This is a genomic window from Phyllobacterium chamaecytisi, from assembly GCF_020164455.1.
GTDB classification, from domain to species: Bacteria; Pseudomonadota; Alphaproteobacteria; order Rhizobiales; family Rhizobiaceae; genus Phyllobacterium; species Phyllobacterium chamaecytisi.
In genome coordinates, this window is the sequence record NZ_JAIQWW010000014.1 from 129421 (window position 1) to 153753 (window position 24333).

Below are 24333 nucleotides of genomic sequence, written 5' to 3' on the forward strand. Positions count from 1 at the left end.
GTTGCTGCCTGATTCCGCAAAATTCGAAATACGACGTAGTACGGTTCTTACAGGTGAGTCGGCATCGATCTGGTCAATGCGACAATTTGCATAGCTATTATGCATTTTTGTAAGTTGCCAGATTTTTGTGCGGTGCTAACTTATTGGTGTTGGGTTCTTCTCCTCCCAGATACCCCAACATGGAATGTACTGCACCTCCTCCCGCGGTACATTTACAATCAGGACCGCTGCACCTCCTCCCGCAGCGGTCCTTTTTATTTGGAAGTACCACCGGCCTCTTCAGGCGGTTGTTTCTGTGTTGCGAGTTCCTCGACTGCCTCTGTGAGGGTCACAACTTCCTTTTCTCGCATCTGGTCGATCTTCTGGTGAAGAAGTTCAATCTTCTCATGCAGCAATTCGATTTCGAGCTCTGCTTTGATATTGATGCGGTAGTCGTTTTCCGCTTCCTTCCGATCGATATCCTGCTGGCGGTTCTGGCTCATCATGATGAACGGCGCAGCGTAAGCGGCCTGGAACGACAGAGCCAGATTGAGAAGTATGAAGGGATAGGGATCCCATTCCCGCACATAGGCAGTGACGTTGAGCACTATCCAGAAAAACAGGATTGTCGTCTGGATGATGATGAATGACCAGGATCCCATCGTTGCGGCAACTTTGTCGGCGATCTTTTGACCGCGTGTAAGCTGATTTTCGAGGTCAGCGGGTTTGATGTCGCGATCCCGCCGGCGAATTTCCCTTAAGTGGTGAAGCAGCTTTCGCTCGGTATCCCACAGGCCTTTTTTCACTTCTTCGACATTGTTCATTCTTTTATTCCGATCGCTTTGCTCATATTGACGCCTGTCACGCGAAATCCAGAAACATCATAAACGTGTTTTGCCCGTTTGTTGTCTTCAGCCACACGCAACTTGATTTGCGTGAACCCCGTTTTAGACAGTCCCAATTCCAGAGCGGCCAAGGCCTCCTTGCCGTAGCCTTTTCCCTGATGCGCGGCGAAAATATGGAAATCGCTTATGTAGATCGAACGTGCCGGGATATCCGGCCGGTACCAGAAATACCCGACTAAACTGTCGTCACCTGAAAGGCTGTCGATTATACACAGCAGCACCTGGCCCGACGTTTCCACACCCTGCGGCAAATCCTCATCAATCTCGCGCAAGGCCTGTAAACGGGATTCGACAGGTGAAAGGTGGTAATTGGCTGCTATTTCCGCCGCGTAGTCAGGAATGAAATAATCCAGATAAGCCGAGTATTCATCGGCACGCATCGGTCTTAGCGAAATCATCACGTTCATTTCCCGTTTTGTTGATTTGTAGTTCAGCGCTCCGTTGGAACTCGAATGACTTTGCGGCGTTCATTGATAATAAAAACGGAGGCTAAAATGAAAGAACAAACCTGGTCTACCATTATTGGAATGCTGGCTGGATTGTCAGTTGGCGCGGGCGTTGGCGAAGCAATTATGGGCAATGTACTTCTTGGACTACTGATCGGCACCGCCATGGGCGCCTTTATTGGGTCCAACAATCACATTCATCGCGACTATTGAACACGAAATACACTGGCACAAGTGAAATGGCCTCCGTTTTGGATAGCGCCGATGCCTCGACGCCATAAACGGTCAGCTGTGCAAGGCGCGCAAACGTGTGGTGTTCAAAAGGCCCTGTTCTTCGAGGACGGGATACGCCATGGCGGCCAGCAGCGAATTGACCTGTTTCAGATCGCGGATCGTGTCGAGGTGAATCGAGCTCGTCTCGACGCTGCGGGTCGTGCCTTCACGAAGGCGGCGGAAGTGCCGCTCGCTGCTCTGCTTTTCAAGGTCGCGCAAGTGATCTTTTTCAAGCACCAGTTGATGGGCCGTTTCGCGATCACGTGAGACGAGCACATTGAACGCCATACGCGCGTTAGTAAGCACCTTGGCGTGGAAGTTGCTGAGTTCCAGCCAGCCTTCGTCGGTGAATTTGAGTTTCCGGTCCATCTTTTTCTGCACCAGCGCCAGCATATTGCGGACGATGATGTCGCCGACCTGTTCCAGCTTCACGCAGGCACCCAGCAGCTCCCGAGCGCGCGCGACTTCGAAGTCGCTCAGAGGCTTCGTCGTCAGCTTGGCCAGGTAAAGCTTGATTGCCGCGTGCTTGCGGTCGACCTTGTCATCAAGGGCGGACAATTCGTCGATACGCTCCTGTACGGGGTTCTCGTAGAGCCCGATGATCCCGCGCAGCATGATCTCCACGGTCTCGCACACACGCACTGTCTCGCGGGTGGCATTGGCCAGCGCCAAGCTTGGTGTGTCGAGCACGCTTTCGTCCAGAGCGCTGAGTTCCGCGTGATCAAGCGATTTTGGCTGTTCGACTGGGACATTGAGCGCGACGACAGCCTTGGTAACCTTAAGGACAAGCGCGGAAAGCGGAACGCCAGCAAGCAAGATGATGATGTTGAAGAGGATGTGGCCATTGATGACCTGATCAGCCGGTGCGGAGCCGAGGAAGGCCACGGATGGCTTGAACGTCAGATAAAGGATCAGGATAACGATGGAGCCAGCCCCACGCATCAGCAGATTGCCCATCGGCACGATACGCGTTTGCGGGGCAGCATTGCGGGTCAAAAGCGGTGCGATGAAGGATGAGCCAAGGTTCACGCCAAAAATCATCACGATGCCGAGTTCCGGCTGGATGAGGCCGCGCGAGGCAAATGTCACCAGCAGCAGCACGGCGGCGATGCTGGAATGGAACAGCCATGTCATCAACGCTGCAATGAGAAATGCGGTGACGGGATCGGTATTCAGGTAGCCGACGATCACCGGCAGTAATTCACTGTTGCGCAAAGGTTCTGTTGCCTGGCCGGTCATTTCGAGCGAAAGCACGAGAAGGCCGATGCCGACGAGGATACGGCCCACCTGCCGCCAGTTGCTTCGTTCGGTCGACATGAAGATAACGGTCCCTGCCACCAGGCAGAGCGGTACCAGCAATGTCAGGTCGAAGCTCAGTATCTTGACGACAAGCGCTGATCCAACCTCGGCGCCCCTCACGGCCATGAGCCCGGCGATGCCGCTGACAAAACCGGAACCGACAAAGGAGCCGACCAGAAGACTAACGGCCGTGGAGCTTTGCAGCGCGATGGAAAGCATCAGTCCCCAGAGGACGGCGAGAACAGGATTGTGCAGTACGCCGCGCAAGCTTTGGCGCATGCGCTCGCCATAGGCGCGCTCGACGCCGGTGCGAACCATGCGTGTCGCCCACAGCAAGAGCGCCACTGCGCCTGCCAGATGCAACAAAATTGCGGAACCGTTCACTTGTGATGATCCTGTCGAGTACGGAAAACACGGTAATGCAACTACGCGATTTTAGTTGCGATTCATTAAGATAACATATCAATCAAAAAGGGAAAAAATTATGTTCCGGCTAAGAAAAAATGTGTCGCTTTTGGCGTATTGTAACAATTTTATGACAGTTTTGTATCGGGCAAATAATCGTTTGCCGGCTTGTAAAAGCTCGGAGTCCGTCGAGAAGCGATTCTACGTGATGAACAGGGGATGACGGGCTTGCCGGACTTCCGCCGCGTTCTTATTTAATGCAATATGGTTCAAGCCTGATAGATAGAGTTCCAGGCTGCCAAACTGACTTTCCGAAGCGCCAATTTGAAGAACGAAGAGCCGCATGCGATTTCCGCCGTCCTTTCTCGATGAGATCAGGGAGCGTGTACCGATCTCCAGCGTGATCGGGACGCGCGTTTCGTTCGACCGGAAAAAGACCAACGCGCCGAAGGGTGATTTCTGGGCTTGCTGTCCGTTTCACGGCGAAAAATCGCCGAGCTTCCACTGCGAGGATCGCAAGGGCCGCTACCATTGTTTCGGCTGCGGCGTTACTGGTGATCATTTCCGTTTTTTGACAGAGCTCGAGGGGTTGAGTTTCCCCGAGGCCGTGCAGCGTGTTGCCGACATGGCCGGCGTGCCGATGCCGGCGCGCGACGCTGAAATGGAAATACGCGAGGCGAAACGTGCCACGCTCTACGACGTCATGGAGATGGCGACCAAGTTTTTCGAGGAGCAGCTGCAGGCGGCTGGCGGAGCCAAGGCCCGTGCTTATCTGCGAGAGCGGGGCTTGAGCGCTGCGACGCAGCATTCGTATCGTCTGGGTTATGCGCCCGAGAGCCGCAACGCACTCAAGGAACATCTGGCATCGAAGAATGCCACCAAGGAGCAGATCGAAGCCTGCGGACTGGTGGTTTATGGCGATGACAAGCCGGTGTCGTTTGATCGTTTCCGTGATCGCATCATGTTTCCTATTGAGGACTTGCGCGGCCGTATCATCGCCTTTGGCGGGCGAGCGCTGGCACCCAATGCCATCGCGAAATACATGAATTCCAACGAGACCGAACTCTTCCATAAGGGCAAAATTCTTTTTAACGCCCTGCGCGCCAGAAAGGCAGCGCAACCGCAGGCCGGGCAACCGGCAAAGGCCGTCATCGCCGTCGAAGGCTATATGGATGTGATTGCCTTGGCGCAGGCCGGTTTCACCCAGGCCGTCGCGCCGCTCGGGACCGCCTTGACGGAAGATCAGCTCGATCTCCTCTGGCGTATGTCGCCGGAACCCATACTTTGTTTCGATGGCGACAGTGCGGGCATCAAGGCCGCACACCGCGCGATCGATTTGGCGCTGCCCGTGTTGAAGCCCGGCTTCTCCTTGCGTTTTGCTGTGCTGCCGGAAGGCAAGGACCCTGACGATCTGGTCAAGAGTTCCGGCCCGCAGGCTTTCCAGGCTGTGCTCGATGATGCTCGACCGCTGGCGGACATGCTGTGGACGCGCGAAACGGCGAGCGGTGTCTTCGACACACCGGAGCGGCGCGCCGAACTTGAAGCACGCCTTAAACAGATGACAGCGCTGATCGGTGATGAGAACGTACGGCGCCACTATGCGCAGGATGTGCGTGAGCGTATCCAGCAGTTCTTCGGTTCGAACCAACGCAGCAACAATAACTCACGCAATAATAACCAGAACAGTTTCGGTCAGCAGAATGGTTATGGCCAACAGGGCAGGGGCGCAGCCAATGGCCGTTTTGCGGTTTCCGACAGTCTGGCGCGTTCCGTTTTGGTCAAGACCACGTCGGCAGCGCCTCCCTTGCGCGAGACCGCTATCCTGATGACGTTGTTCAATCACCCGCGGTTGATCGAGGAGGATTTCGAAACCGTGGTGCGGCTTGAATTCAGCCATCCGGACCTCAAGCGCTTTCATGCGGCCATGCTCAACGCGATGGCCGAGCATCATGTCGCCAACGGGACAGAGATGCGCAAGGCGATGGTTGATACCAATCATGGCGCCTTGATTGAAGCGCTGGAAGCATTGACGCGGCGTGCGCGCATGTGGACCGCGACGGCGGAAGCGGCAGAAGAAGACGCTTTGGAGGCGCTAAAGCAGGCGATTCACTTGCATCAACGCGCAAGCACACTACATAAAGAGCTGAAAGTAGCTGAAACCGCCTTGGCGAGCGAAGCCACCGATGAAAACCTTAACCGGCTCCTCGATATTCAGAACGATATTCGCAATGCGCAGGCAACTGAAGCGCTGATCGAAGGGTTCGGAATACCGTCAGGGCGATCGGGCAAGGGGTTTTGACCGAATTGATTCGCTTTTTTCCCACGAATCAGTTGAGTCGGGGTTGACGTGGGTCAATAATGACGGAATCAGAGTGCGCGAATTAAAGATATTTCGTCGATGTTTGCGGGTAAAGCGAAAAAACCGGCAAATTCGGCAGATATGTAGCGTGACGGAATAACAAGGTTAATCCGCCATTAACAGGATTTCGGCTAGTCGATCATTTATACCTTGATGGTGTAGGGGAACCGGTGCGCTGCCGCGCTCGTTGTTTTCATGCATGAACAAAGCGCCCGTCAGGGGAACAAAGCGAACACCGCTTGGAGATATAGAATATGGCAACGAAGGCAAAGGAAAACGAAGAAGTAGAAGTCGAGCGCGAAGGCGCGCCAGACGGACCGCTTCTCGACCTTTCCGATGACGCTGTCAAGAAGATGATCAAGCTCGCGAAAAAACGCGGCTATGTGACGATGGACGAACTCAATGCAGTTCTGCCATCCGAAGAGGTCACTTCCGAACAGATCGAAGACACCATGGCCATGCTGAGTGACATGGGCATCAACGTTGTCGAAGATGACGAGCAGGACGCTGACGCTGAAGAAACCGACAACAGCGCCGACGAGGAAAGCGATGCCCGCGAACTCGCGGAGTCGACTGGCACTGCCGTAGCACCGACGACCACCAAAAAGGAACCAACTGATCGCACCGACGATCCCGTCCGCATGTATCTACGCGAGATGGGCACGGTCGAACTGTTGTCGCGCGAAGGCGAAATCGCTATTGCCAAGCGCATCGAGGCTGGTCGCGAAACCATGATCTCGGGTCTTTGCGAAAGCCCGCTGACCTTTCAGGCGATCATCATCTGGCGCGAGGATCTGAACGAGTCGAAGATACTGCTGCGCGAAATCATCGACCTTGAAACGACCTATGCGGGTCCCGAAGCCAAACAGGCTCCGGTGATCGAACGCGTCGAGGAGGAAAAGCCTGCTGCGGCCAATGACCGGATGCGCAGCCGCCGCGACGATGACGACATCACCAATGTTGGCGGTGACACGCCCGTCGAAGAAGATGATGACGAGGATGATGAGGCAAATCTGTCGCTTGCCGCGATGGAAGCCGAACTGCGTCCGCAGGTCATGGAAACGCTCGACATTATTGCCGATACCTACAAGAAGCTGCGCAAATTGCAGGATCAGCAGGTGGAAAACCGCCTTGCTGCCTCTGGATCGCTGTCGCCGAGCCAGGAGCGCCGCTACAAGGAACTCAAGGATCAGCTGATCAAGGCGGTCAAGTCGCTATCACTGAACCAGAACCGTATCGAAGCGCTGGTCGCCCAGCTCTACGACATCAATAAGCGTCTCGTTCAGAACGAAGGGCGCTTGCTGCGCCTGGCCGAATCTTACGGGGTACGTCGCGAGGACTTCCTCAAGGAGTATCAGGGCAACGAGCTCGATCCGAACTGGTTGAAGGCTGTTTCCAACCTGACGACGCGCGGCTGGAAAGAATATACCAAGAACGAAAAAGAGACGATTAAGAACCTGCGTACGGAAATTCAGAACATGGCGCAGGAAACCGCCATTTCGATCTCGGAATTCCGCCGTATCGTCAATCAGGTGCAGAAAGGCGAACGTGAAGCCGCGCTCGCCAAGAAGGAAATGGTCGAGGCAAATCTGCGTCTCGTTATTTCCATTGCCAAGAAATATACCAATCGCGGTTTGCAGTTCCTCGACCTGATCCAGGAGGGCAATATCGGCCTGATGAAGGCGGTGGACAAGTTCGAATACCGTCGCGGTTACAAGTTCTCGACCTATGCCACCTGGTGGATTCGTCAGGCGATCACCCGTTCGATCGCCGATCAGGCGCGCACCATCCGTATTCCGGTGCATATGATCGAGACGATCAACAAGATCGTTCGGACGTCTCGCCAGATGCTGCATGAAATCGGCCGTGAACCGACACCGGAAGAGCTGGCTGAAAAGCTTGCCATGCCGCTTGAGAAGGTGCGCAAGGTGCTGAAGATCGCCAAGGAACCGATCTCGCTCGAAACGCCGGTTGGCGACGAGGAAGATTCGCATCTCGGCGATTTCATCGAGGACAAGAATGCGCTTTTGCCGATCGACGCTGCCATTCAGGCCAATTTGCGCGATACGACAACACGGGTTCTGGCTTCATTGACACCGCGCGAAGAACGCGTGCTGCGCATGCGTTTCGGCATCGGCATGAACACGGATCACACGCTGGAAGAAGTTGGCCAGCAGTTCTCGGTAACACGTGAGCGTATTCGTCAGATCGAAGCAAAGGCATTGCGCAAGCTGAAGCATCCGAGCCGCTCCAGAAAGCTGCGTTCGTTCCTCGACAGCTGATATTCTGAAGTCACGACAAACAAAAAAAGCCCGGCCAAGTGCCGGGCTTTTTGTTGTGCAGTTCGTTCAGAGCGATGGCTCTTCGGCCTTCTTGTCGCCCTTGTCCTTCACCATCAGCTTGTCGATATAGGCGAGAAACAGCGCCGAGAACACGAAGGCGAGGTGGATCACGGTGAACCATGTCAGCTGTTCGGTACTGAACTGGGTCAGGTTCAGAAAGACCTGCAGCAGATGGATCGACGATATGGCGACAATGGTCGATGCCACCTTGATCTTGAGCGATCCTGCATCGATCGTTCCAAGCCAGTGAACCTCATCGGCTTGATCGAAGCGGCTGACGAAATTCTCATAGCCTGAAATGATGACCATGACGACGAGGCTGGCGACCAGCGCTGCATCGATCAGGCTGAGCATTTTGAGGATAGTGTCGGTTTCGTTGAGGCTGGTGACTTTGGATACGAAGTCCACCAGCTTGCCGGCGAAAGAGAAAGCATAGATTGCAAGCGCTGCGGCAAGGCCAAGGTAGAAGACGACCAGGAGCCAGCGCGAGGCGAGGATGATGTTTTCGACGAAGATTTCGAGACGTTTCATAAAATAAGGGTCCGGTTGAACAATCGGGCTCAGATCAACAAATAAGCAGGACGGAGCTTAACTCAAGCAACAAACATAAAAAACCCGGGCCTAGGTCCGGGTTTTTTATTAAAAGGGCCGATGTCAGTTGCTGGCCACGGGGGCAACCAGCGGTGTGATGCGGCGAATGGCGACGCGGCGGTTCTCCTGTTCCGGGCCGTCGGCTTTGATCTTCAGATATTGTTCGCCATAGCCCTGGGTAGCCATGTTTTCCGGCGGAATATCGAAGACATTGGTCAGAGCCTGGGCCACGGATTCTGCTCGCCTGTCCGAAAGGACAAGGTTTGCCTGGTCGGACCCGACGGCGTCGGTGTGACCCTCGATCAGGAAAGTCTCGGCGGGATTCTTCTTGAGGATTTGCGCCATGGCCTTTGCAACGCTTTCAATGTGGCTGATCTGGTCTTCGCCTACATCCGCAGAGCCGAACTGGAAGGTGATCGTATCGAGATCGACGCGGCGAACCTTGTCGCGGATGCGTGCCGAGCGCTTGACCTCGTCGATCGAATAGATGCGTTCGACCCGTTCCACAGGCGGCTGTTCGAAGAAATCGTACACCTCTTCCTGAGGCGCCTCTTCCGCGTCCAGAATATAATCACGAACCGGCATATTGAGTGCGAGCGGCGGCAAGTCATCACCTGGATCACGCCATTCCTGACGTTCCTCGCGGTCGTAGTCGGGCGTGTATGTCAACACAACCTCGTGGCCGTCCGGCATGACGCGTGAGCGCCGGATCACATCGCCATAGCGATTGCGGATCGTGACAATCTGCACTCCATTGTCGCGCACGATGGTTTCTCTCGTACGGTTACGAGGCAAATCCTCGTAATAGACGTCCTTCGAGTCGCGTGACATACGTGGCCGGTCGGAGCTCTCGACGTAGACGTTGTTGTCGATATTGACGACGGTCCGGTCTCCAAATTTCTTGACTACCTGTACATCTCCTGGACGTTCATCAGGCCTGCGGTCCTTGGTGCGGGTACCTTTTTCGGTGAGGACGGAATCGATCTTGACGGGAGCAAGCTCCTGTTGAACATCCGCATCGTTCTTTGGCGCTGCGACGGCAGGCTGCCCGGCAACGGGTTTTTGATCCGCAGGCGATTCGGCGGTTTGCCCCTGTTTGGCCCCGCCAGCAGGTGGCCGTTTCGCGCTGTCGAGTGCTGGAGCAGCGTTTTCCGGTAAAGGCGAAGCTTCCTGCTGCGCAGCTTTGCCGGTAGCTGGGTCGAGTGGCTTGGCTTCCTTGGTGGTCGGCTCTGCGGGTGTTGCCTGCGACGGCTGTTCAGCGGTAGCGGGCGCGTCGGGTGCAGGAGCTGCCGGCGTTTCCTTGGCAGCCTTATCAGTTGCCTTCTTCGCTTCTTCGGCGGCTTTATCGGTTTGCTTGTCCGCTGCCTTTTGCGCACTATCAGTCTTCTTGCGAGCTTCGTCCTCGGCGGCTTTTTGCGCTTCGGCAGCCTTATCGGCTTCCTGCTCGGTGGTTTTCTTGACCTTTTCCGTCTCCTTGGCGGTTTGCTTCTCGGCCGCCTTTGCAGCATCGGACTCTGCCGCTGCCTTCTTTCGCGCGTCCTCTTCTACAGCTTTTTGCTGCTTGGCAGCTTTGTCGGATTCTGCTTCGGTAGCCTTTCTTGCTTTTTCGGCCTGCTGCGCCGCTTCCTTTTCGGCAGCTTTTGCAGACTTGGCTTCCTGTGCGGCTTTCTGTTTGGCTTCTTCTTCTATCGCGTTTTGTTGTTTCGCGGCTTTGTCAGCTTCCGCATTCGCAGCGCGCTTTGCCTCTTCAGCCTTCTGTTCATTTTCCTTTTCGGCAGCCTTGGCGGCTTGATCGGCCTGATGTTTCGCCTGCTCTTCAGCCTTCCGCTGTTCCTTCGCTGCGGCTTCTGTTTCATCAGCGGCACGTTTCTTTGCTGCTTCTGCCTGGTGGTCGCCGCCCTTGTGTTTCTTCAGCTCCTCGACAGGTTCTCCCGCCTGAGGCGCGGTCTCTTCCGCCTGCGCCAGCATTAGCGAGGGTACATTGCTGTTTGAGGAGATGAAGGGCCGGTTGATCGGGGCTTGTTCTGCCATTGCCGCCGGTGAAGAAAAGAGAATCGCCGTCGATGCAAAAAAGAGTGCTGTCCGTTTCATGTTCATCCCTGTCTCGCGTTTCTTGTCGTTGAAACACGTCAAATGTTTGTGATCGCAACCTTGTTCCCGTTTGTGGCAACCGTTTGTCCGGTGCGATCCCGATTAGCAATGGATGAAGGATTGCAGGGGCAGCCTGTATCTCAAGTGAAGACGCTGTTCATCCCGCGTTCATGTTTAAAACGTGGACGCGGCGGCGTCCGGGATGTATTTGAGCCGCATGCCTCAAGAACCGTTCTGGAAAACGAAGACTCTGGATGAGCTGAACCGCTCGCAATGGGAGAGCCTGTGCGATGGTTGCGGACGCTGCTGTCTGCACAAGCTGGAAGACGAGGACACAGAAGAAATCTATTTCACAACAGTGGCTTGCACCTTGCTGGACGCCGGTACGTGCCAGTGCTCAGACTATACGCATCGCAAGAAAAAGGTGCCGGATTGCGTATTCCTGACACCCGAGATCGTCCGGACAGTCGATTGGTTGCCGGAGACGTGTGGTTACCGTCTGATCGATGAGGGGAAGGATCTTTATTGGTGGCATCCGCTTGTTTCAGGAAACCCCGAAACAGTCCATGAAGCCGGGATCTCGGTGCGTGGCAAGATCACCGCGTTTGATCACGAAATGAAAGAGGACGAAGATTATTTTGATCATATGATGCGGGAAAAATTGCCATCCTGAGCGATTTCCAAGTGAACGCTGTGTGAATGAGGCATTGAGGATTTGTTCAGATCGTCTGTGGAACAAAGGGCGCCTGTCCGGTTTTCAGAATGTCTGAAAACACTTCCCCCAATTCCCGGACAATCAAACAGGAGAACGCTCATATGGCTAGTCTTTCACTCAAGTTGCTTGCAGTCGGTGCTGCAATCAGCATCGGTGCCATCCTCGGCGCAAACACATCGTTCGCGGCACCACCCGTTGCCTCACCGATCGTGGTCCAGCATGGAACAACTTCCGCCCCCCTCGTCGATGTCCAATATCGCTATGGCCATCGCCCATATCGCGTTTGCACTCCGGGTCAGGCTGCCAGCAAGGCGAGCCGCATGGGGATCCGCAACCCACGGGTAGTCGTTAATCGCAATGTTGTTCGTGTAACTGGATGGAAGCGGGGTCTACGCACTGCCGTCGTGTTTGCCCGTGCACCTGGCTGCCCGTTCATCCGCTAATAGCCCATCTCGAAAGTCTACTGCGGCGGTCATCTGACGCTGTTTTCTGCCACAAGAAACAAAAAGGGTGCCGACTGGCACCCTTTTTCATTTCCGACGATCGACCTGATCAATTCAATTCGAACGTGACGTTGACATTCACATTATAGGTGTTCTCACCTGTGGCTACGGGAACTGAATCCGCGGGTGCGGCCGCCATCATCTTGGCTTGGCCCATCGGCATCGGGCGAGGGCTGTAGGACTGCTCGCTGATCTCGATCACTTTGCCCAGACCAACATCTGCAGCTTCCGTCAGGGTCTTCGCCTTGGCCAATGCATTTGCAACGGCGTTCTTGCGGGCTTCTTCAACAATTGCCTCGGGTTTGTCATTGGTGAAGGTGAGGTTGCCGCCCTGATTGACGCCAAGCGTCACGGACTGATCGAGAATGTCGCCAACCTTCTTCAGATCACGCACGCGTACAGTCAAAGAGTTGGAAACAGCGTAGCCGACGATCTTCGGCGCTTCCGGCGGTTGTGTATTATCCTTGTTGTCCGGGTAGACATAACGAGGCTCGATGTTGAACCCTGACGTCTGCAGGTCGCGTTCGGCGATGCCTGCCTTCTTCATTGCGTCGAGAACCTTGGCCATGGCTTCATTGTTAGCCGTCAGCGCTTCGCGCGCGGTAGGCTTCTCCTGCAGCACCACCAATGAAATAATGGCCATGTCCGGCGCTGATGCCGCTTGGCCCTCGCCAGTAACGACAATGCGCGGACGCGGTGTTTCGTCGGCCAACGCGGCGAACGGCACTGCCATCATGGCGGTTGTCGCAAAGGCCAGGCTCAGAAATTTCGATGTCATGGATATCTCCCCGAATAAGATGGAGCTGCTGCGTCGCAGGTGATTATGGGTGGATTAGGGCAAAAGGCAAAACATTCGAAGACCTATGCATTTTATGCATCCAAACAGTTTCTGAGGCGTTTCCTTTGCAACTAAAGGAGCATGACATGTCTGGCAGAGAACCCAAGAACAGTCCTGAACGCATTGAGCCCCGGGAACCGGCATCGGATATGCCCATCGAAACGCCGGATTGGGAGGATATCGGAACCGGCGAAGCGGAGATGCAAGCCGACGATGAGCTTGCCATTCTGGGTGAACGGCAGGTCGAACCGGAAGATGCAGGTCTTTCGGAGGAAGATGACGATAATCCGTACCAGGAAAGCGACGAGGCCCTGCCCGATGATGAGGAGGAGGCGGAGATTTCGCGCGATCCGGAACGGGAAGGGCGTCGCTTCGAGTGAGCGGCCTCCACGACGGAAGAAGCCACTCGGTATTCCTGTTCCCACTCTGCACATAGGTCTTGACTAAAATACAAATGTTCAATATTCGATGTCTTGATTGACCAACCTCGAAGTCCCCATCAGAGGCTGGCACAGGGAGGCATTGATGGCTACGAATGTTGCATTGACGGGATTGGCGCGGGATATGCAGGCGCGTGCGGATACGGGCCGCCCGATCCGCATCGGCCTGATCGGTTCGGGCGAGATGGGCACCGACATCGTCACGCGTGTGGCGCATATGCCCGGCATCGAGATCGGGGCGATTTCCGAACTCAATTTGCCTAACGCGATCAAGGCCGTCGACATCGCCTACCAGGAAGAAGGCCATTCGCGCGAGGTGTCGAATGCTGCGGCGCTCACGGAAGCGATGGAAGCCGGCAAGATCGCCGTCACCGATAATGCCGATCTGATCCTTGCGAACGATCTGATCGATGTGGTCATCGATGCGACCGGGGTGCCGGCGGTCGGGGCCGAGATTGGCCTGAAGGCAATGGAACACGGCAAACATCTGGTCATGATGAATGTCGAGGCGGACGTGACCATCGGCGCGTACCTCAAGAGCGAGGCCGACCGGCTCGGCGTCACCTATTCGCTGGGTGCCGGCGATGAGCCGTCCTCGTGCATGGAGCTGATCGAGTTCGTCTCGGCCATGGGCCATCCGATCGTTGCCGCCGGCAAGGGCAAGAACAACCCGCTCAACATCGATGCGATACCCGACGATTACGAGGAAGAAGCCAGACGCCGCCACATGAATGTGCGCATGCTGGTCGAGTTCGTCGACGGCTCGAAGACCATGGTGGAGATGGCGGCGATCGCCAATGCCACCGGGCTCGTGCCCGACAAGCCGGGCATGCATGGCCCGGCGGCAACGCTCGACCAGTTGTCGAAGGTGCTCGTGCCGGAAAAGGATGGCGGCGTGCTGTCAAGGGTCGGTGTCGTCGACTATTCGATCGGCAAGGGCGTGGCGCCGGGCGTCTTCGTCGTTGCCGACATGTCGCATCCGCGCATTTCGGAGCGCATGGAAGACCTGAAGATGGGCAAGGGTCCCTACTTCACCTTCCATCGGCCCTATCATCTGACTTCGCTCGAGGTGCCGCTGACCTGCGCCCGTGTCGTGCTTTACGGCAAGGCCGACATGGTGCCGCTGGCCAAACCGGTGGCCGAGGTCTGCGCCGTGGCCAAGAAGGACCTGAAACCCGGCGACAGGCTCGATGCGATTGGCGAATATTGCTACCGCGCGTGGATCATGACCGCCGAAGAGGCACGAAGCGCCGGCGCCATCCCCTGCGGCCTTTTGCAGGGCGGCAGCGTCACGAAAGCCATCAGGAAGGGCGAACTCATCACCAGCGCCAACGCCGCCCCCGCGCAAGGCTCCAAGATCGTTGAACTCCGCGCCCGCCAGGACAGACTGGTTTATGGGGCGTAAGCCTCGCAAGCGTCTCTAAAATCAGACAGGGAGTGCCGATATGGCAGCCGCCAGAAATTCAAGCGCCAAGCGCCATGACGATGGTAGCAACCTTCCCTTCGCGTTTCGGCATTATCCGCCGGAGCAGTTGAAGGAAGCACTGCGCAAGATGTATCTGATACGCCGCTTCGAAGAGGGCGCAGAGGAGTCTTATACGCGCGGCCTTATCCACGGCACCATGCACCTGTCCATCGGTCAGGAAGCGAGTGCTGTCGGCATTTCCATGCCGCTTGCCGAAGATGACATGATCACCTCGACGCATCGCGGTCATGGACATTGCATCGCCAAGGGCGCGGAAGTCTCGAAAATGTTCGCCGAATTTTTCGGCAAGGAAACCGGATACTGCAAGGGCCGTGGCGGCTCCATGCATATCGCCGACGTCTCCAAGGGCAATCTCGGTGCGAATGGCATCGTCGGCGGCGGTATCCCCATTGCCGTAGGTGCCGCTCTGTCCGCAAAGAAACAGAAGAACGGCAAGGTCGTCATCTCCTATTTCGGCGATGGCGCCAACAATGAGGGCGCGTTTCACGAAGCGCTCAACATGGCTTCAATCTGGAAGCTGCCGGTGGTTTTCGTCTGCGAGAACAATGGCTATGGCATGTCCACATCGACCAAGCGTTCAACGGCTGTTGCGAACGTTGCTGATCGCGCGGTCGCCTACGCCATGCCGGGCGTTGTCGTCGACGGCAACAATCTCTCCGATGTCGCCGAAGCCTCGCACGATGCGGTAGAACGGGCGCGCCGGGGTGAGGGGCCAACCCTCATCGAGTGCAAGACCTATCGTCATCGCGGTCATTCGAAGAGTGACCGCAACCGCTACCGGACAAAAGAAGAGATCGAGGACTGGATCAGCAATCGCGATCCGATCCATCTGTTCGAAGATCAGCTGAAGGAATTCGGTTTCGTCAACGACGCCGACATCGAAGCGATCCGTACAAGCGCCGAGGCGGAGATTGCCGAGGCGATCGAATTCGCCAGGAACAGCCCATCACCTACCCTCGATAATCTGACACGCGACGTTTACACGGTTGAAATTTAATGGACGAGATAATCCGCGAACTGAGCTATTCGCAGGCAATCCAGGAAGCCATGGCCATTGCCATGGAGGCCGATGACCGCGTGTTTCTGATGGGCGAGGATATCGGCGTCTACGGCGGCGCTTTCCAGGTGACGGGTGATCTTGTGCATCGTTTCGGCGAGGATCGGGTGATGGACACGCCGATCTCCGAGCTTGGTGGTGCGGGCGTTGCCGTCGGTGCGGCCTTGACCGGAATGCGGCCGATCTTCGAGTTCCAGTTTTCGGATTTCGCCGCGCTCGCAATGGAACAGATCGTCAATCAGGCGGCCAAGATTCGCTATATGCTCGGCGGCGCCGTTTCGGTGCCTCTGGTGATGCGCTTTCCCGCCGGCTCCGGTACAGGCGCCGCGGCGCAACACAGCCAAAGCCTTGAAGCGTGGTTTGGTCACGTACCTGGCCTGAAGGTTATCCAGCCGTCGACGCCGTATGATGCCAAGGGCATGTTACTCGCGGCCATCGAAGACCCGGATCCCGTCATGATTTTCGAGCACAAGCTGCTCTACAAGATGAAGGGTCACGTTCCGGAAGGGTATTATACCGTGCCGATCGGCAAGGCTGCTGTCGTGCGCGAAGGAACTGACCTGACCATCGTTGCTTCGGCCATCATGGTGCACAAGGCACTGGAAGCGGCGCGTGAGCTCGAAAAAGAAGGCATCAATGTCGAGGTCGTCGATTTGCGCACCGTGCGTCCCATGGACAAGGAAACCATCATCGCCAGTGTCAAAAAGACGTCGAAGCTGATGTGCGTCTATGAAGGCGTGAAAACGCTCGGCATCGGGGCAGAAGTCAGCGCGATGATCGCCGAAAGCGAGGCCTTCGATTATCTCGATGCGCCCATCGTGCGCCTTGGTGGCGCAGAAACGCCTATTCCCTATAATCCGGAGCTCGAGAAGGCGACGGTGCCGCAAGTGCCCGGTATTCTGAAGAGCGCTCGCGATCTCGTTAAAGGGATACGTTAAGCCATGCCCGTCGAGGTGATCCTGCCCAAGGTCGATATGGATATGGAAAGCGGCCAGATTTCGCGCTGGTACGCCAAGGATGGCGATGCTGTCACCAAAGGGCAGGTGCTGTTCGAAATCGAAACTGACAAGGCCGCCATGGAAGTGGATGCACCGTCGTCGGGCATTTTGCGCAATGTCACGGCGGCGGAGGGGACGACAGTTCCTGTGGGCCAGGCGGTAGCGTGGATCTTTGCCGAAGGTGAGGCCTATGCGGCTGTGGCACCAACAAACATTGCAGATGCACCGGCAGTGGTTGCGCCAGAGGCAAAGCCTGCGGCGGAATCAAAAGAAACCCCGCCCGCAACAACGACAACGACCGCTGACAAAGCTGACGGAGTTCGTGCAACGCCGCTTGCCCGGCGGGTTGCCAAGGAAGCCGGTATTGATCTGACATCGGTTTCAGGATCTGGACCCAAGGGACGCATCCAGAAGAAAGATGTCGAAAATGGCCTTGCGCAGGGCGCGGCTGTTGCGAAGCCTGTCGTGCAGGTTCGCGAACCTGCCGTTCAAGCAGGTGCTCCGCTGCACGCGGCATGGCTGCGTGAAGGCAAGAACTCGGAGCTTGCACCGCTTGTCCTGATCCATGGCTTCGGCTCCGATCTCAACAGCTGGAGGCCGATGCTCGGCGGTGGCACACTGGACAATCCGATCCTTGCCATCGATCTGCCCGGTCATGGTGCTTCGCCGCACACCATTCCAGATGATCTGCATGCGATTGCCGAACTGGTTGAACAAACCGTTGCTGCCTATCACTCTGGACCAATAGTCTTGGTCGCGCACTCGTTTGGCGGCGCGGTCGCAACCGAAGTGGCTGCCCGCAGCCATCTCGACATTCGTGCACTGGTCCTGATCGCATCGGCCGGACTCGGACCTGAAATCAATGGTGCGTTTCTGTCGGGGTTTGTCCGGGCTCGTACCGAGCCGAGCCTCGTCGCGTGGATGAAGCAGCTGGTTCAGGATGAAAGTCTTTTGACCAAGCCATTTATCAGCGCAACGCTGGCTCAATCGCAAAATGTGGCTTTGCGCGACGCACAGCAGCTCGTTGCCGACCGTTTTTTCGCTGACGGAACGCAGGTCATCGATGTCAGGCAGACCCTTGCCAACCTGACCATTCCGGTCCGTGTGATTTTCGGAGCAGCGGATCGGGTGATCCCGGCGACACATGCCACCGGGTTACCGGGCGAGATCGCCGTGCATCTCTTTGCCGGGACCGGACATATGCCGCAGCTGGAACAACGTGAAAAGATTATGCGGATACTGGCAGAGGTCAGCCGTTCGGTAGCGTAGTGGTGCTCGACTTCGGCGAAACGAGCGCCCGCTGAATGGCACTGCGAGCCGAAGCCAGATTGGGCATGATCCAGTTGGGCTCCGTGCCAACGAATTTATCCAGGAAGGCGATCGCTTGATCCGGAATCTCGCGGACGTTCTCGCGGTACGACCACCATGTGCGCAGATCGTCCGCGCATGCGTCGATCTTCGGAGCGGTACCAAATTCCTGCTCGCAAATTGCGGCGATCGCGCCGACACAGTAATTGGTATAGAGGAACCCTTCAGGCCAGAACGCGATAATCTCCTGCATTTCTGTCAGCTGCGATTCGCTCTGCTTGGGATGGCTTCGGACCGTTGCCGGTCCTATGGTAATAAGCTCTTTGAGCACAAGGCCCGCAGCGAAGATGATGAAATCCTTGCGATCAATCTGCGCATAGGACTTTTGTTGCTCAACCGTCTCGACCCAGTTGAGAAAAGCCCTGGTCAGCCTGGTTTCGTCGATGGCAAAATGATAACCGTAATGTTCCGCAATCAGCGCGGCATTCTTGCGAAAAGCCATGCGAAACCAACGCAGTTGGCGAAGCCTGTGCCGTAAATCCGGCATATGGACCAATTCGTCTCTGAACAGAAAATCCATGCCTTCTCACCTTTAAATCCATTGTATCACGTCATACGCTGTGATGCAGCACAAGCCAAGTTTTAACAGAACCGAAATCATACATATTGACATTACGAAAAACAAATGTTCTATATTTTTTCGTTCGGTCATAGCATATGTTTGCGGTCGGGCGTTGGGAGGTTGAAGACATGGCAATGTGGCAATGGGGATTGCTTGCCCTTGGGATTTTGTGGGCGCTGCAATCACTGGGCGTCTGGTACCAGATGCGCCACTACAGCGATGTGATGAAAGGCATCACTTCCAAATACAATGATGGTTTTGTTGGCGCGGGCAATGTTCGCGGCCGTTTTGGCAAGGGCGTGATCGTTCTCATTCTCGTTACGCCGGACCTTGTGGTTCAACGTTTTCTCGTGATGAGTGGCAGATCGGTTTTTGCGAAATTCAAGCGGCGCGAGGAGTTTGAGGGTATCTCGCTGAACGCATTGCGCACCGATCCTGTGATGACAGGTCTGGGGGAGCCGAATATCGCCAAGGCGGCGGAGCGTGCAATCGAACAGATAGACAAGGCCAGGGCAGAGCCGAAGCGGTCGGGTCTAATCGGGATCAAGCCAGTCAACGCATAGGGACGGCCGTTTGGAAAACGGTCGATAAGGAGGAGGGAACATGTCAATATTAACAATGCTGGCGCAACATGCCGACATCGCCGCGCACCATATTTCGGTGGCGGGATCGATGGTCTCGGATGCGGCGCTCCACGGCAAGCAGGCTATCACGCATGCGGGCAACGATCTTGTGGTGCTTGCGCAATCGACGGGGGACATCACTGTCGAGGAATTCAAGGACAAGCTGAAGAATGTCCAGCAGGAAGAACAGCTCGGCTGGCTGACCCACATCGGTAAATACTTCATCGGTATCTTCCAGAAGGGCGGCGAGGTCTTCGCCGGATTTGTCACAGGCATCATCCCGACGCTTGTCGTGCTGATGACCGCATTCTACGCTTTGACGGAGCTTGTAGGCGAAGAACGCGTGCATGGTATCGCCCGGGGCGCGGGTCGTATCGCGCTGACGCGCTACACCGTCTTGCCCGTGCTTTCCGTGTTCTTCCTCACAAATCCGATGGCCTATACCTTCGGTTCGTTCCTCGAAGAAAAGCACAAGCCCGCGTTCTACGATGCAGCCGTATCCTATGTGCATCCGCCGCTTGGTCTGTTCCCGCACATTAATCCCGGCGAGTATTTCGTTTGGGGCGGTATTCTCGTCGCGCTTCTCGAACTTGAGAAAAAAGGCGCGGTTCCCGTCGGCTATCACATCAACGTCGCCATCTGGTACGCGCTCGTTGGTCTGGTTGTCATTCTGCTCAAGGGCATGCTGACCGAGCGCATTACCGCCATCATGGCACGCCGTCAGGGCATTGAACTTTAAGTCGGGGCGGGGAGCAGTAAAATGTCAAAGACCTATAAGGCAGTAAAGATTTCCAAAGGCAATAATGGTTGGGGCGGCCCGCTCGTCATTCAGCTGACGCCTGAACGCAACAAGGTCGTGTCCGTCACTGGTGGCGGCATTCATCCGGTCGCACGCCGCATTGCGGAGCTCACGGGCGGAGAGGCGGTTGACGGTTTCAAGGCGCCGCCAGTTGAAGGTGAAATGGGCGTTGTTGTCGTGGATTGCGGCGGTACGGCTCGCTGTGGTGTTTATCCACGCAAACGTATTCCTACCGTCAATCTGACACCCGTCGGACAATCGGGTCCTCTGGCGCAGTTCATTACTGAAGACATATACGTTTCAGGCGTAAAAGAGGCCAATATCGAACTCGCTGATGGATCTCAACCGGCAGCAATTGCGGGAGCAAGATCGTCCCAGGATTCGCCGCCCACGCCCGCAGAACTTGCCGCATCCATGGCAAGCCGAACTGCAGCGTCGGATTCAGGCGAGGGTGGGTTAATAGGCTTTATCAGCACCATCGGCCGAGCTATGGGCCGTGTGGTCGGCATTTTCTTCAATGCCGGTCGCCGTACCATTGATCAGGTCGTGCGCAACGTTTTGCCGTTTATGGCCTTCGTGACCATGCTGATCGGCTTCATCCTTTATACCGGGATCGGCGATGTGCTGGCGCAACCAATGGGACCGCTTGCCAATAATATCGTTGGTTTGCTGATCCTTTCGGCCATCTGCGGCCTGCCGTTCCTGTCGCCGATTTTGGGACCAGGTGCGGTTATCGCCCAGGTTATCGGAGTGGCGATTATCGGACCGCAGATTGCCAACGGCACGATTTCACCGGCAATGGCTCTGCCTGCACTGTTCGCCTATAATACACAGGTAGGCTGTGACTTTGTCCCGGTCGGTCTGGCGCTCGGTGAAGCCAAGCCCAAAACGATCGAAATCGGCGTGCCAGCGGTTCTGATCAGTCGCCAGATCATGGGGCCTGTATCGGTGGTTATAGCCTGGATCGTCAGCCTGATCGTATTTTGAGTTCAATAAGTAGAAAAAGAGGTTCGCCATATGTCAGTCCTATTGAAAACACGGGTAACAGCCGTCGGACCTGAGGTGGCGGATCTTGCCGAGGGAGGCGTCGTCATCCTGTTTGCGGATGGCGCGCCGCCTGAACTTGCAGAGGTTTCGATCCTGCATGCTGTCGAGGGCAAGCCTTCCGACGAAACGCCGCCAGTAGGGGCCGCAATCCATATTGGTGATGTCTCTGCCAGCATCACCGGCATTGGCGATTATGCCTGGCAGAAGGTCAAAGATATTGGACATGTGGTCATTACGTTCAATGGGTCCGATCAAGTTGAACGCCCAGGCGAAATTTGCGCATCGGAAATCGATACGGCTGAGCTGGTATCGGCGTTGAAAGTTGGAACGACGATTACCATCGGGTAATGAATTATCGAAGAGAGATTTGAATGGAACGCTCGACAATAGTGCGGGTGCATGACGGATTGCATGCGCGGCCAGCCACAAGATTTGTCAAACTCGCAAAGGGTTTCGAATCGGATATCGAGCTGATCAAGGCCGACAAATCCGTGAGTGCAAAGAGTTCCGTGAAGCTGATGCTGCTAGGCGTCAAGGAAAACGAGACAGTTACCGTAAGGGCGAGCGGTGCCGATGAGATCGAGGCAATCGAGGCACTGATCGGATACCTTGAAGATCCGCATGCAGGCACGGCGGAAGAGGAACGAGCTGAAAAAGCATCTGCCGAACCTGCGCCTGTTCAGCCCGAGGCCTTCTCGACAAATTCCGACACCACAGCCACGGGCAAATTACGCGGGGTTGCTGCCAGCGAAGGCTTTGCCATCGGGCCAGCCTTCGGGTTTTTCCCGGCGGAAATCAAACATGAAAACCGCCTGCTGGCAGCGGACGAAATACCGGCAGAAGCCGGGCGGCTGACACAGGCTTTCGCGACCGTGCAGCATCGCATGGATATGTCATTGACCGCGACGGATCTCGCAGAAAGCGACCGCGGCATTATCGCTGCTCTCAAGGATATTGCCTGTGACGATGAACTCACACAGGCTGCGGAAGCGCTGGTGAAGGAAGGCATGGATGCGGTTTCTGCCGTCATTGGCGCTACGTCAAGAATTGCGGCGGATTTCGCTTCAATGGATGATCCTTACCTTAATGCCCGAGCTGACGACGTGAATGCAGTCGGGCGTCAGATTTGCCTTGCGCTACTGGGGCAGGACGATGCCAATCTCGAGGCCATCCCTAACGGTGCAATTCTGATCGCGGACGACATCGGCGCGTGGGATCTGGCCCGCGCGCCTCTGAAGCGCATTGCCGGTGTGATATGCGGCCATGGCGGCGCTACATCGCACGTCGCGATCATTGCCCGTGCGCACGGGATCCCCGCGGTTCTCGGGCTTGGACATTCCGTGCAGGAATTGCAGCAAGTCAAGAGCGTGGCGTTGGATGGCAATAATGGTGATGTCTTTCCGGATCCGGACCAGAAGACGGTCGATCGCTTCCATGCGAAAATCGGCGTCGCCGAAACAGAAAGGCAGGCGTTGAAAGCTTATAAGGATATCGTACCGAGGCGTGCTGACGGCACTATCATCGAGATCGCAGCCAACCTCGGCTCCCTGGAGGAGATCGAAGCGGCGCAGGAAGCCGGTGCCATGGGCGTTGGGCTGTTCCGCACCGAGCTGCTGTTCATGCGGCACATTCATCTGCCATCTGAAGATTTGCAGACCGAAACCTACGCGACGCTTGCCAAAGCGTTCGCGCCACACCCTGTTATTGTCCGCACGCTGGATATTGGCGGCGACAAGCCGATATCCGGTATAGATTTTCCGGATGAAGAAAATCCGTTTCTGGGCTGGCGCGGTATTCGCATGTGCCTCGACCGCCCGGATGTTTTCAAACCGCAATTGCGTGCGCTCCTGCGTGCCACCGTGCATGGCAACATCAAGGTCATGTTGCCGATGGTCTCGGATCTTGGCGAAGTTCGCGCTACGCGCAGCCTGATCGACGAGTGTGCCGCAGAACTCAAAGCAGAGGGGAGGGACTACGCGAATTTCGATCTTGGTGTCATGGTCGAGACACCAGCAGCCGTCATGATTGCCCCCATGCTGGCCAAAGAGGTTGCGTTCTTTTCCATCGGTACCAATGACCTGACCCAATACATCATGGCGGCTGATCGCCTCAACCCGACTGTCGCAAAGTTGAATGACGTGACGCATCCGGCCGTGATGGCAGCGATCGAACTTACGGCGAAAGCTGGTGTCGAGGCTGGAATCATGGTCGGTATGTGCGGCGAAGCCGCAGGCCGCGCTGATCTCATCCCGGCATTCGTCAATATGGGGCTGACGGAACTCAGCATGAGTCCGGCATCCATTCAACGCGCAAAAAAATGCGTTTGGGAATTAGGGCAAGTGGGGAATCAAAAAGGCGAATAGATCGGACAGGGCTTTTACCTTATCCGATGCGCCGATTGCCTGATCGAATTTGTCCCCGCGGGCTTGTAGAGCCAACAACGCGCTCTCGACCAATCTTTCATCGTCCGGTTCATGATCCGCATAGGTGGCAAGACCGATTGCAAGGGCGATGGCGGAAAAGCAAAAATACTGCGCGTCCAGATCCGGCTGCTGCCCGCCATATCCGGGCAATGGCAAATGCGCCGATTGATATTGTGATTGCAACTCGATCGCCAGTTGCGCGCATGCTTCTGCAATGTCGTTCAGATCGCCATCCTTTGCGCCAACCAGCAAAGCCCCGTGGCGGCGAATCACCGCTGCATGGACGGATGTGAATGTTGATTCGTGAATGAGTGCATTGCGCGATCCCAAAACGTTCAAGATACGCTTCGTCAGGTAATATCCGTCGCGCCGGAACAGCGCCTCACCTTTGCTGGCATCAGCGGGAAAATAGACGTCGAGACCACGCGCTTCGATGGTGGTCGAATGGGCCGCAGGATCCTGTGAAACCAGAGAGATCGAAATTGTCTCTGCGGCAGTCAAAGCCTTGTCCATGGCGCGGGCAGCCTTACCGAACAAGATATCGGGCAGATCCTGAGGCACGGGCGGGCGATCTTGCCGACTTGCCCTGATCAGGTGGCGTACATCGCGCAGGCGGTCTTTCAAACTGACGACAATCTCGCTTGAAATATCCCGGATCATGATGGCGTACCTTTGCGCGCAAGTGGATAATCGTTTGTACCTTTTTTTCTTGGCTTGCTAAACAACATTCTCGTGAGGTGTAGTGTGCAGGTCGCTCTGGCTTGATGCAGCATTGCTGCTTTGA

General features: G+C 56.1%; 23 protein-coding genes. 15 read left to right on the forward strand and 8 right to left on the reverse strand.

Annotated features, from left to right (window positions below; all coding sequences use genetic code 11):
- Positions 1-254: 254 nt before the first annotated feature.
- Both LB462_RS20495 and LB462_RS20500 read right to left on the reverse strand, forming a co-directional pair.
- Complete coding sequence (locus LB462_RS20495; RefSeq protein ID WP_224511830.1) at positions 255-803, reverse strand: DUF1003 domain-containing protein; 549 nt, start codon at positions 801-803, stop codon at positions 255-257.
- Entirely contained in the window at positions 800-1282 is a 483-nt protein-coding gene (locus tag LB462_RS20500) for a GNAT family N-acetyltransferase (RefSeq protein WP_224511926.1), read from the reverse strand. The genes LB462_RS20495 and LB462_RS20500 overlap by 4 nt, the downstream gene beginning before the upstream one ends.
- Positions 1283-1336: 54 nt before the next feature.
- Here LB462_RS20500 and LB462_RS20505 point away from each other — a divergent pair, with 54 nt between their 5' ends.
- Complete coding sequence (locus tag LB462_RS20505; protein WP_505483633.1) at positions 1337-1543, forward strand: YMGG-like glycine zipper-containing protein; 207 nt, start codon at positions 1337-1339, stop codon at positions 1541-1543.
- Positions 1544-1615: 72 nt separating this feature from the next.
- On the opposite strand, the gene LB462_RS20510 is transcribed toward LB462_RS20505, so the two are convergent.
- The gene (locus tag LB462_RS20510) at positions 1616-3286 is read right to left on the reverse strand and encodes a Na/Pi cotransporter family protein (RefSeq protein ID WP_224511831.1); all 1671 of its coding nucleotides are present in this window, start codon (positions 3284-3286) and stop codon (positions 1616-1618) included.
- Between the two features lie 364 nt (positions 3287-3650).
- On the opposite strand from LB462_RS20510, the gene dnaG reads away from it, so the two are divergent.
- Positions 3651-5606 carry a DNA primase gene (dnaG, locus tag LB462_RS20515; protein ID WP_224511833.1) on the forward strand — a complete coding sequence of 652 codons (1956 nt, stop codon included), beginning with the start codon at positions 3651-3653 and terminating at the stop codon, positions 5604-5606.
- A 314-nt stretch (positions 5607-5920) separates the two neighbouring features.
- Positions 5921-7948: an RNA polymerase sigma factor RpoD gene (rpoD, locus tag LB462_RS20520; RefSeq protein ID WP_224511834.1), complete on the forward strand. Its 2028-nt coding sequence runs from the start codon at positions 5921-5923 to the stop codon at positions 7946-7948.
- A gap of 66 nt (positions 7949-8014) precedes the next feature.
- Here rpoD and LB462_RS20525 read toward each other — a convergent pair whose 3' ends face one another.
- Together LB462_RS20525 and LB462_RS20530 are read right to left on the reverse strand one after the other, a co-directional pair.
- Positions 8015-8539, reverse strand: coding sequence for a TIGR00645 family protein (locus LB462_RS20525; RefSeq protein ID WP_224511837.1), 525 nt, complete (start codon positions 8537-8539; stop codon positions 8015-8017).
- Positions 8540-8662: 123 nt separating this feature from the next.
- On the reverse strand, positions 8663-10696 hold the full coding sequence (locus tag LB462_RS20530) for an OmpA family protein (protein ID WP_224511839.1): 2034 nt from the start codon (positions 10694-10696) through the stop codon (positions 8663-8665).
- 211 nt (positions 10697-10907) lie between these two features.
- Between LB462_RS20530 and LB462_RS20535 the strand changes: the two genes are divergently transcribed.
- Positions 10908-11363 carry a YcgN family cysteine cluster protein gene (locus LB462_RS20535; protein WP_224511841.1) on the forward strand — a complete coding sequence of 152 codons (456 nt, stop codon included), beginning with the start codon at positions 10908-10910 and terminating at the stop codon, positions 11361-11363.
- Positions 11364-11506: 143 nt separating this feature from the next.
- Complete coding sequence (locus LB462_RS20540) at positions 11507-11848, forward strand: antifreeze protein (RefSeq protein ID WP_224511842.1); 342 nt, start codon at positions 11507-11509, stop codon at positions 11846-11848.
- Positions 11849-11957: 109 nt separating this feature from the next.
- Here the strand turns inward: LB462_RS20540 and LB462_RS20545 are convergent, their stop codons facing one another.
- Entirely contained in the window at positions 11958-12644 is a 687-nt protein-coding gene (locus LB462_RS20545; RefSeq protein ID WP_370637246.1) for an SIMPL domain-containing protein, read from the reverse strand.
- Positions 12645-12832: 188 nt separating this feature from the next.
- Here LB462_RS20545 and LB462_RS20550 point away from each other — a divergent pair, with 188 nt between their 5' ends.
- From LB462_RS20550 to LB462_RS20570, 5 genes are all read left to right on the forward strand, one after another.
- Complete coding sequence (locus tag LB462_RS20550) at positions 12833-13126, forward strand: hypothetical protein (protein ID WP_224511846.1); 294 nt, start codon at positions 12833-12835, stop codon at positions 13124-13126.
- 145 nt (positions 13127-13271) lie between these two features.
- Entirely contained in the window at positions 13272-14591 is a 1320-nt protein-coding gene (locus tag LB462_RS20555; RefSeq protein ID WP_224511847.1) for an NAD(P)H-dependent oxidoreductase, read from the forward strand.
- Positions 14592-14631: 40 nt separating this feature from the next.
- Positions 14632-15669 (forward strand): thiamine pyrophosphate-dependent dehydrogenase E1 component subunit alpha, encoded by a 1038-nt coding sequence (locus LB462_RS20560; RefSeq protein ID WP_224511849.1) that lies wholly within the window; start codon positions 14632-14634, stop codon positions 15667-15669.
- On the forward strand, positions 15669-16667 hold the full coding sequence (locus LB462_RS20565; RefSeq protein ID WP_224511851.1) for an alpha-ketoacid dehydrogenase subunit beta: 999 nt from the start codon (positions 15669-15671) through the stop codon (positions 16665-16667). The genes LB462_RS20560 and LB462_RS20565 overlap by 1 nt, the downstream gene beginning before the upstream one ends.
- A 3-nt stretch (positions 16668-16670) precedes the next feature.
- A complete protein-coding gene (locus LB462_RS20570; protein WP_224511853.1) occupies positions 16671-17996 on the forward strand; it encodes an acetoin dehydrogenase dihydrolipoyllysine-residue acetyltransferase subunit in 1326 nt (441 codons plus the stop codon).
- Here LB462_RS20570 and LB462_RS20575 read toward each other — a convergent pair.
- The gene (locus LB462_RS20575; RefSeq protein ID WP_224511855.1) at positions 17977-18615 is read right to left on the reverse strand and encodes a hypothetical protein; all 639 of its coding nucleotides are present in this window, start codon (positions 18613-18615) and stop codon (positions 17977-17979) included. The genes LB462_RS20570 and LB462_RS20575 overlap by 20 nt on opposite strands.
- A 170-nt stretch (positions 18616-18785) precedes the next feature.
- Between LB462_RS20575 and LB462_RS20580 the strand changes: the two genes are divergently transcribed.
- From LB462_RS20580 to ptsP, 5 genes are read left to right on the forward strand one after another with little or no spacing between them, the layout of a single operon-like run.
- Positions 18786-19220 (forward strand): transcriptional regulator GutM, encoded by a 435-nt coding sequence (locus tag LB462_RS20580; protein WP_224511857.1) that lies wholly within the window; start codon positions 18786-18788, stop codon positions 19218-19220.
- 40 nt (positions 19221-19260) lie between these two features.
- Positions 19261-20019, forward strand: coding sequence for a PTS glucitol/sorbitol transporter subunit IIC (gene srlA, locus LB462_RS20585; RefSeq protein ID WP_112531724.1), 759 nt, complete (start codon positions 19261-19263; stop codon positions 20017-20019).
- Between the two features lie 21 nt (positions 20020-20040).
- On the forward strand, positions 20041-21066 hold the full coding sequence (srlE, locus tag LB462_RS20590) for a PTS glucitol/sorbitol transporter subunit IIB (RefSeq protein WP_224511859.1): 1026 nt from the start codon (positions 20041-20043) through the stop codon (positions 21064-21066).
- A 30-nt stretch (positions 21067-21096) separates the two neighbouring features.
- The gene (locus LB462_RS20595; RefSeq protein WP_210005548.1) at positions 21097-21474 is read left to right on the forward strand and encodes a PTS glucitol/sorbitol transporter subunit IIA; all 378 of its coding nucleotides are present in this window, start codon (positions 21097-21099) and stop codon (positions 21472-21474) included.
- A gap of 23 nt (positions 21475-21497) precedes the next feature.
- The gene (ptsP, locus tag LB462_RS20600) at positions 21498-23489 is read left to right on the forward strand and encodes a phosphoenolpyruvate--protein phosphotransferase (protein WP_224511860.1); all 1992 of its coding nucleotides are present in this window, start codon (positions 21498-21500) and stop codon (positions 23487-23489) included.
- Here ptsP and LB462_RS20605 read toward each other — a convergent pair.
- On the reverse strand, positions 23457-24209 hold the full coding sequence (locus LB462_RS20605; RefSeq protein WP_224511863.1) for a hypothetical protein: 753 nt from the start codon (positions 24207-24209) through the stop codon (positions 23457-23459). The two genes, ptsP and LB462_RS20605, sit on opposite strands and share 33 nt — an antisense overlap.
- Positions 24210-24333: the final 124 nt, after the last annotated feature.

What these genes read in the sequence shown, in the direction of transcription:
- LB462_RS20495 (WP_224511830.1), bottom strand. Translation starts at nt 803, where the DNA reads ATGAACAATGTCGAAGAAGTGAAAAAAGGCCTGTGGGATACCGAGCGA.
- LB462_RS20500 (WP_224511926.1), bottom strand. Translation starts at nt 1,282, where the DNA reads ATGATTTCGCTAAGACCGATGCGTGCCGATGAATACTCGGCTTATCTG.
- LB462_RS20505 (WP_505483633.1), top strand. Translation starts at nt 1,337, where the DNA reads ATGACTTTGCGGCGTTCATTGATAATAAAAACGGAGGCTAAAATGAAA.
- dnaG (WP_224511833.1), top strand. Translation starts at nt 3,651, where the DNA reads ATGCGATTTCCGCCGTCCTTTCTCGATGAGATCAGGGAGCGTGTACCG.
- rpoD (WP_224511834.1), top strand. Translation starts at nt 5,921, where the DNA reads ATGGCAACGAAGGCAAAGGAAAACGAAGAAGTAGAAGTCGAGCGCGAA.
- LB462_RS20525 (WP_224511837.1), bottom strand. Translation starts at nt 8,539, where the DNA reads ATGAAACGTCTCGAAATCTTCGTCGAAAACATCATCCTCGCCTCGCGC.
- LB462_RS20530 (WP_224511839.1), bottom strand. Translation starts at nt 10,696, where the DNA reads ATGAACATGAAACGGACAGCACTCTTTTTTGCATCGACGGCGATTCTC.
- LB462_RS20535 (WP_224511841.1), top strand. Translation starts at nt 10,908, where the DNA reads ATGCCTCAAGAACCGTTCTGGAAAACGAAGACTCTGGATGAGCTGAAC.
- LB462_RS20540 (WP_224511842.1), top strand. Translation starts at nt 11,507, where the DNA reads ATGGCTAGTCTTTCACTCAAGTTGCTTGCAGTCGGTGCTGCAATCAGC.
- LB462_RS20545 (WP_370637246.1), bottom strand. Translation starts at nt 12,644, where the DNA reads ATGATGGCAGTGCCGTTCGCCGCGTTGGCCGACGAAACACCGCGTCCG.
- LB462_RS20550 (WP_224511846.1), top strand. Translation starts at nt 12,833, where the DNA reads ATGTCTGGCAGAGAACCCAAGAACAGTCCTGAACGCATTGAGCCCCGG.
- LB462_RS20555 (WP_224511847.1), top strand. Translation starts at nt 13,272, where the DNA reads ATGGCTACGAATGTTGCATTGACGGGATTGGCGCGGGATATGCAGGCG.
- LB462_RS20560 (WP_224511849.1), top strand. Translation starts at nt 14,632, where the DNA reads ATGGCAGCCGCCAGAAATTCAAGCGCCAAGCGCCATGACGATGGTAGC.
- LB462_RS20565 (WP_224511851.1), top strand. Translation starts at nt 15,669, where the DNA reads ATGGACGAGATAATCCGCGAACTGAGCTATTCGCAGGCAATCCAGGAA.
- LB462_RS20570 (WP_224511853.1), top strand. Translation starts at nt 16,671, where the DNA reads ATGCCCGTCGAGGTGATCCTGCCCAAGGTCGATATGGATATGGAAAGC.
- LB462_RS20575 (WP_224511855.1), bottom strand. Translation starts at nt 18,615, where the DNA reads ATGGATTTTCTGTTCAGAGACGAATTGGTCCATATGCCGGATTTACGG.
- LB462_RS20580 (WP_224511857.1), top strand. Translation starts at nt 18,786, where the DNA reads ATGGCAATGTGGCAATGGGGATTGCTTGCCCTTGGGATTTTGTGGGCG.
- srlA (WP_112531724.1), top strand. Translation starts at nt 19,261, where the DNA reads ATGTCAATATTAACAATGCTGGCGCAACATGCCGACATCGCCGCGCAC.
- srlE (WP_224511859.1), top strand. Translation starts at nt 20,041, where the DNA reads ATGTCAAAGACCTATAAGGCAGTAAAGATTTCCAAAGGCAATAATGGT.
- LB462_RS20595 (WP_210005548.1), top strand. Translation starts at nt 21,097, where the DNA reads ATGTCAGTCCTATTGAAAACACGGGTAACAGCCGTCGGACCTGAGGTG.
- ptsP (WP_224511860.1), top strand. Translation starts at nt 21,498, where the DNA reads ATGGAACGCTCGACAATAGTGCGGGTGCATGACGGATTGCATGCGCGG.
- LB462_RS20605 (WP_224511863.1), bottom strand. Translation starts at nt 24,209, where the DNA reads ATGATCCGGGATATTTCAAGCGAGATTGTCGTCAGTTTGAAAGACCGC.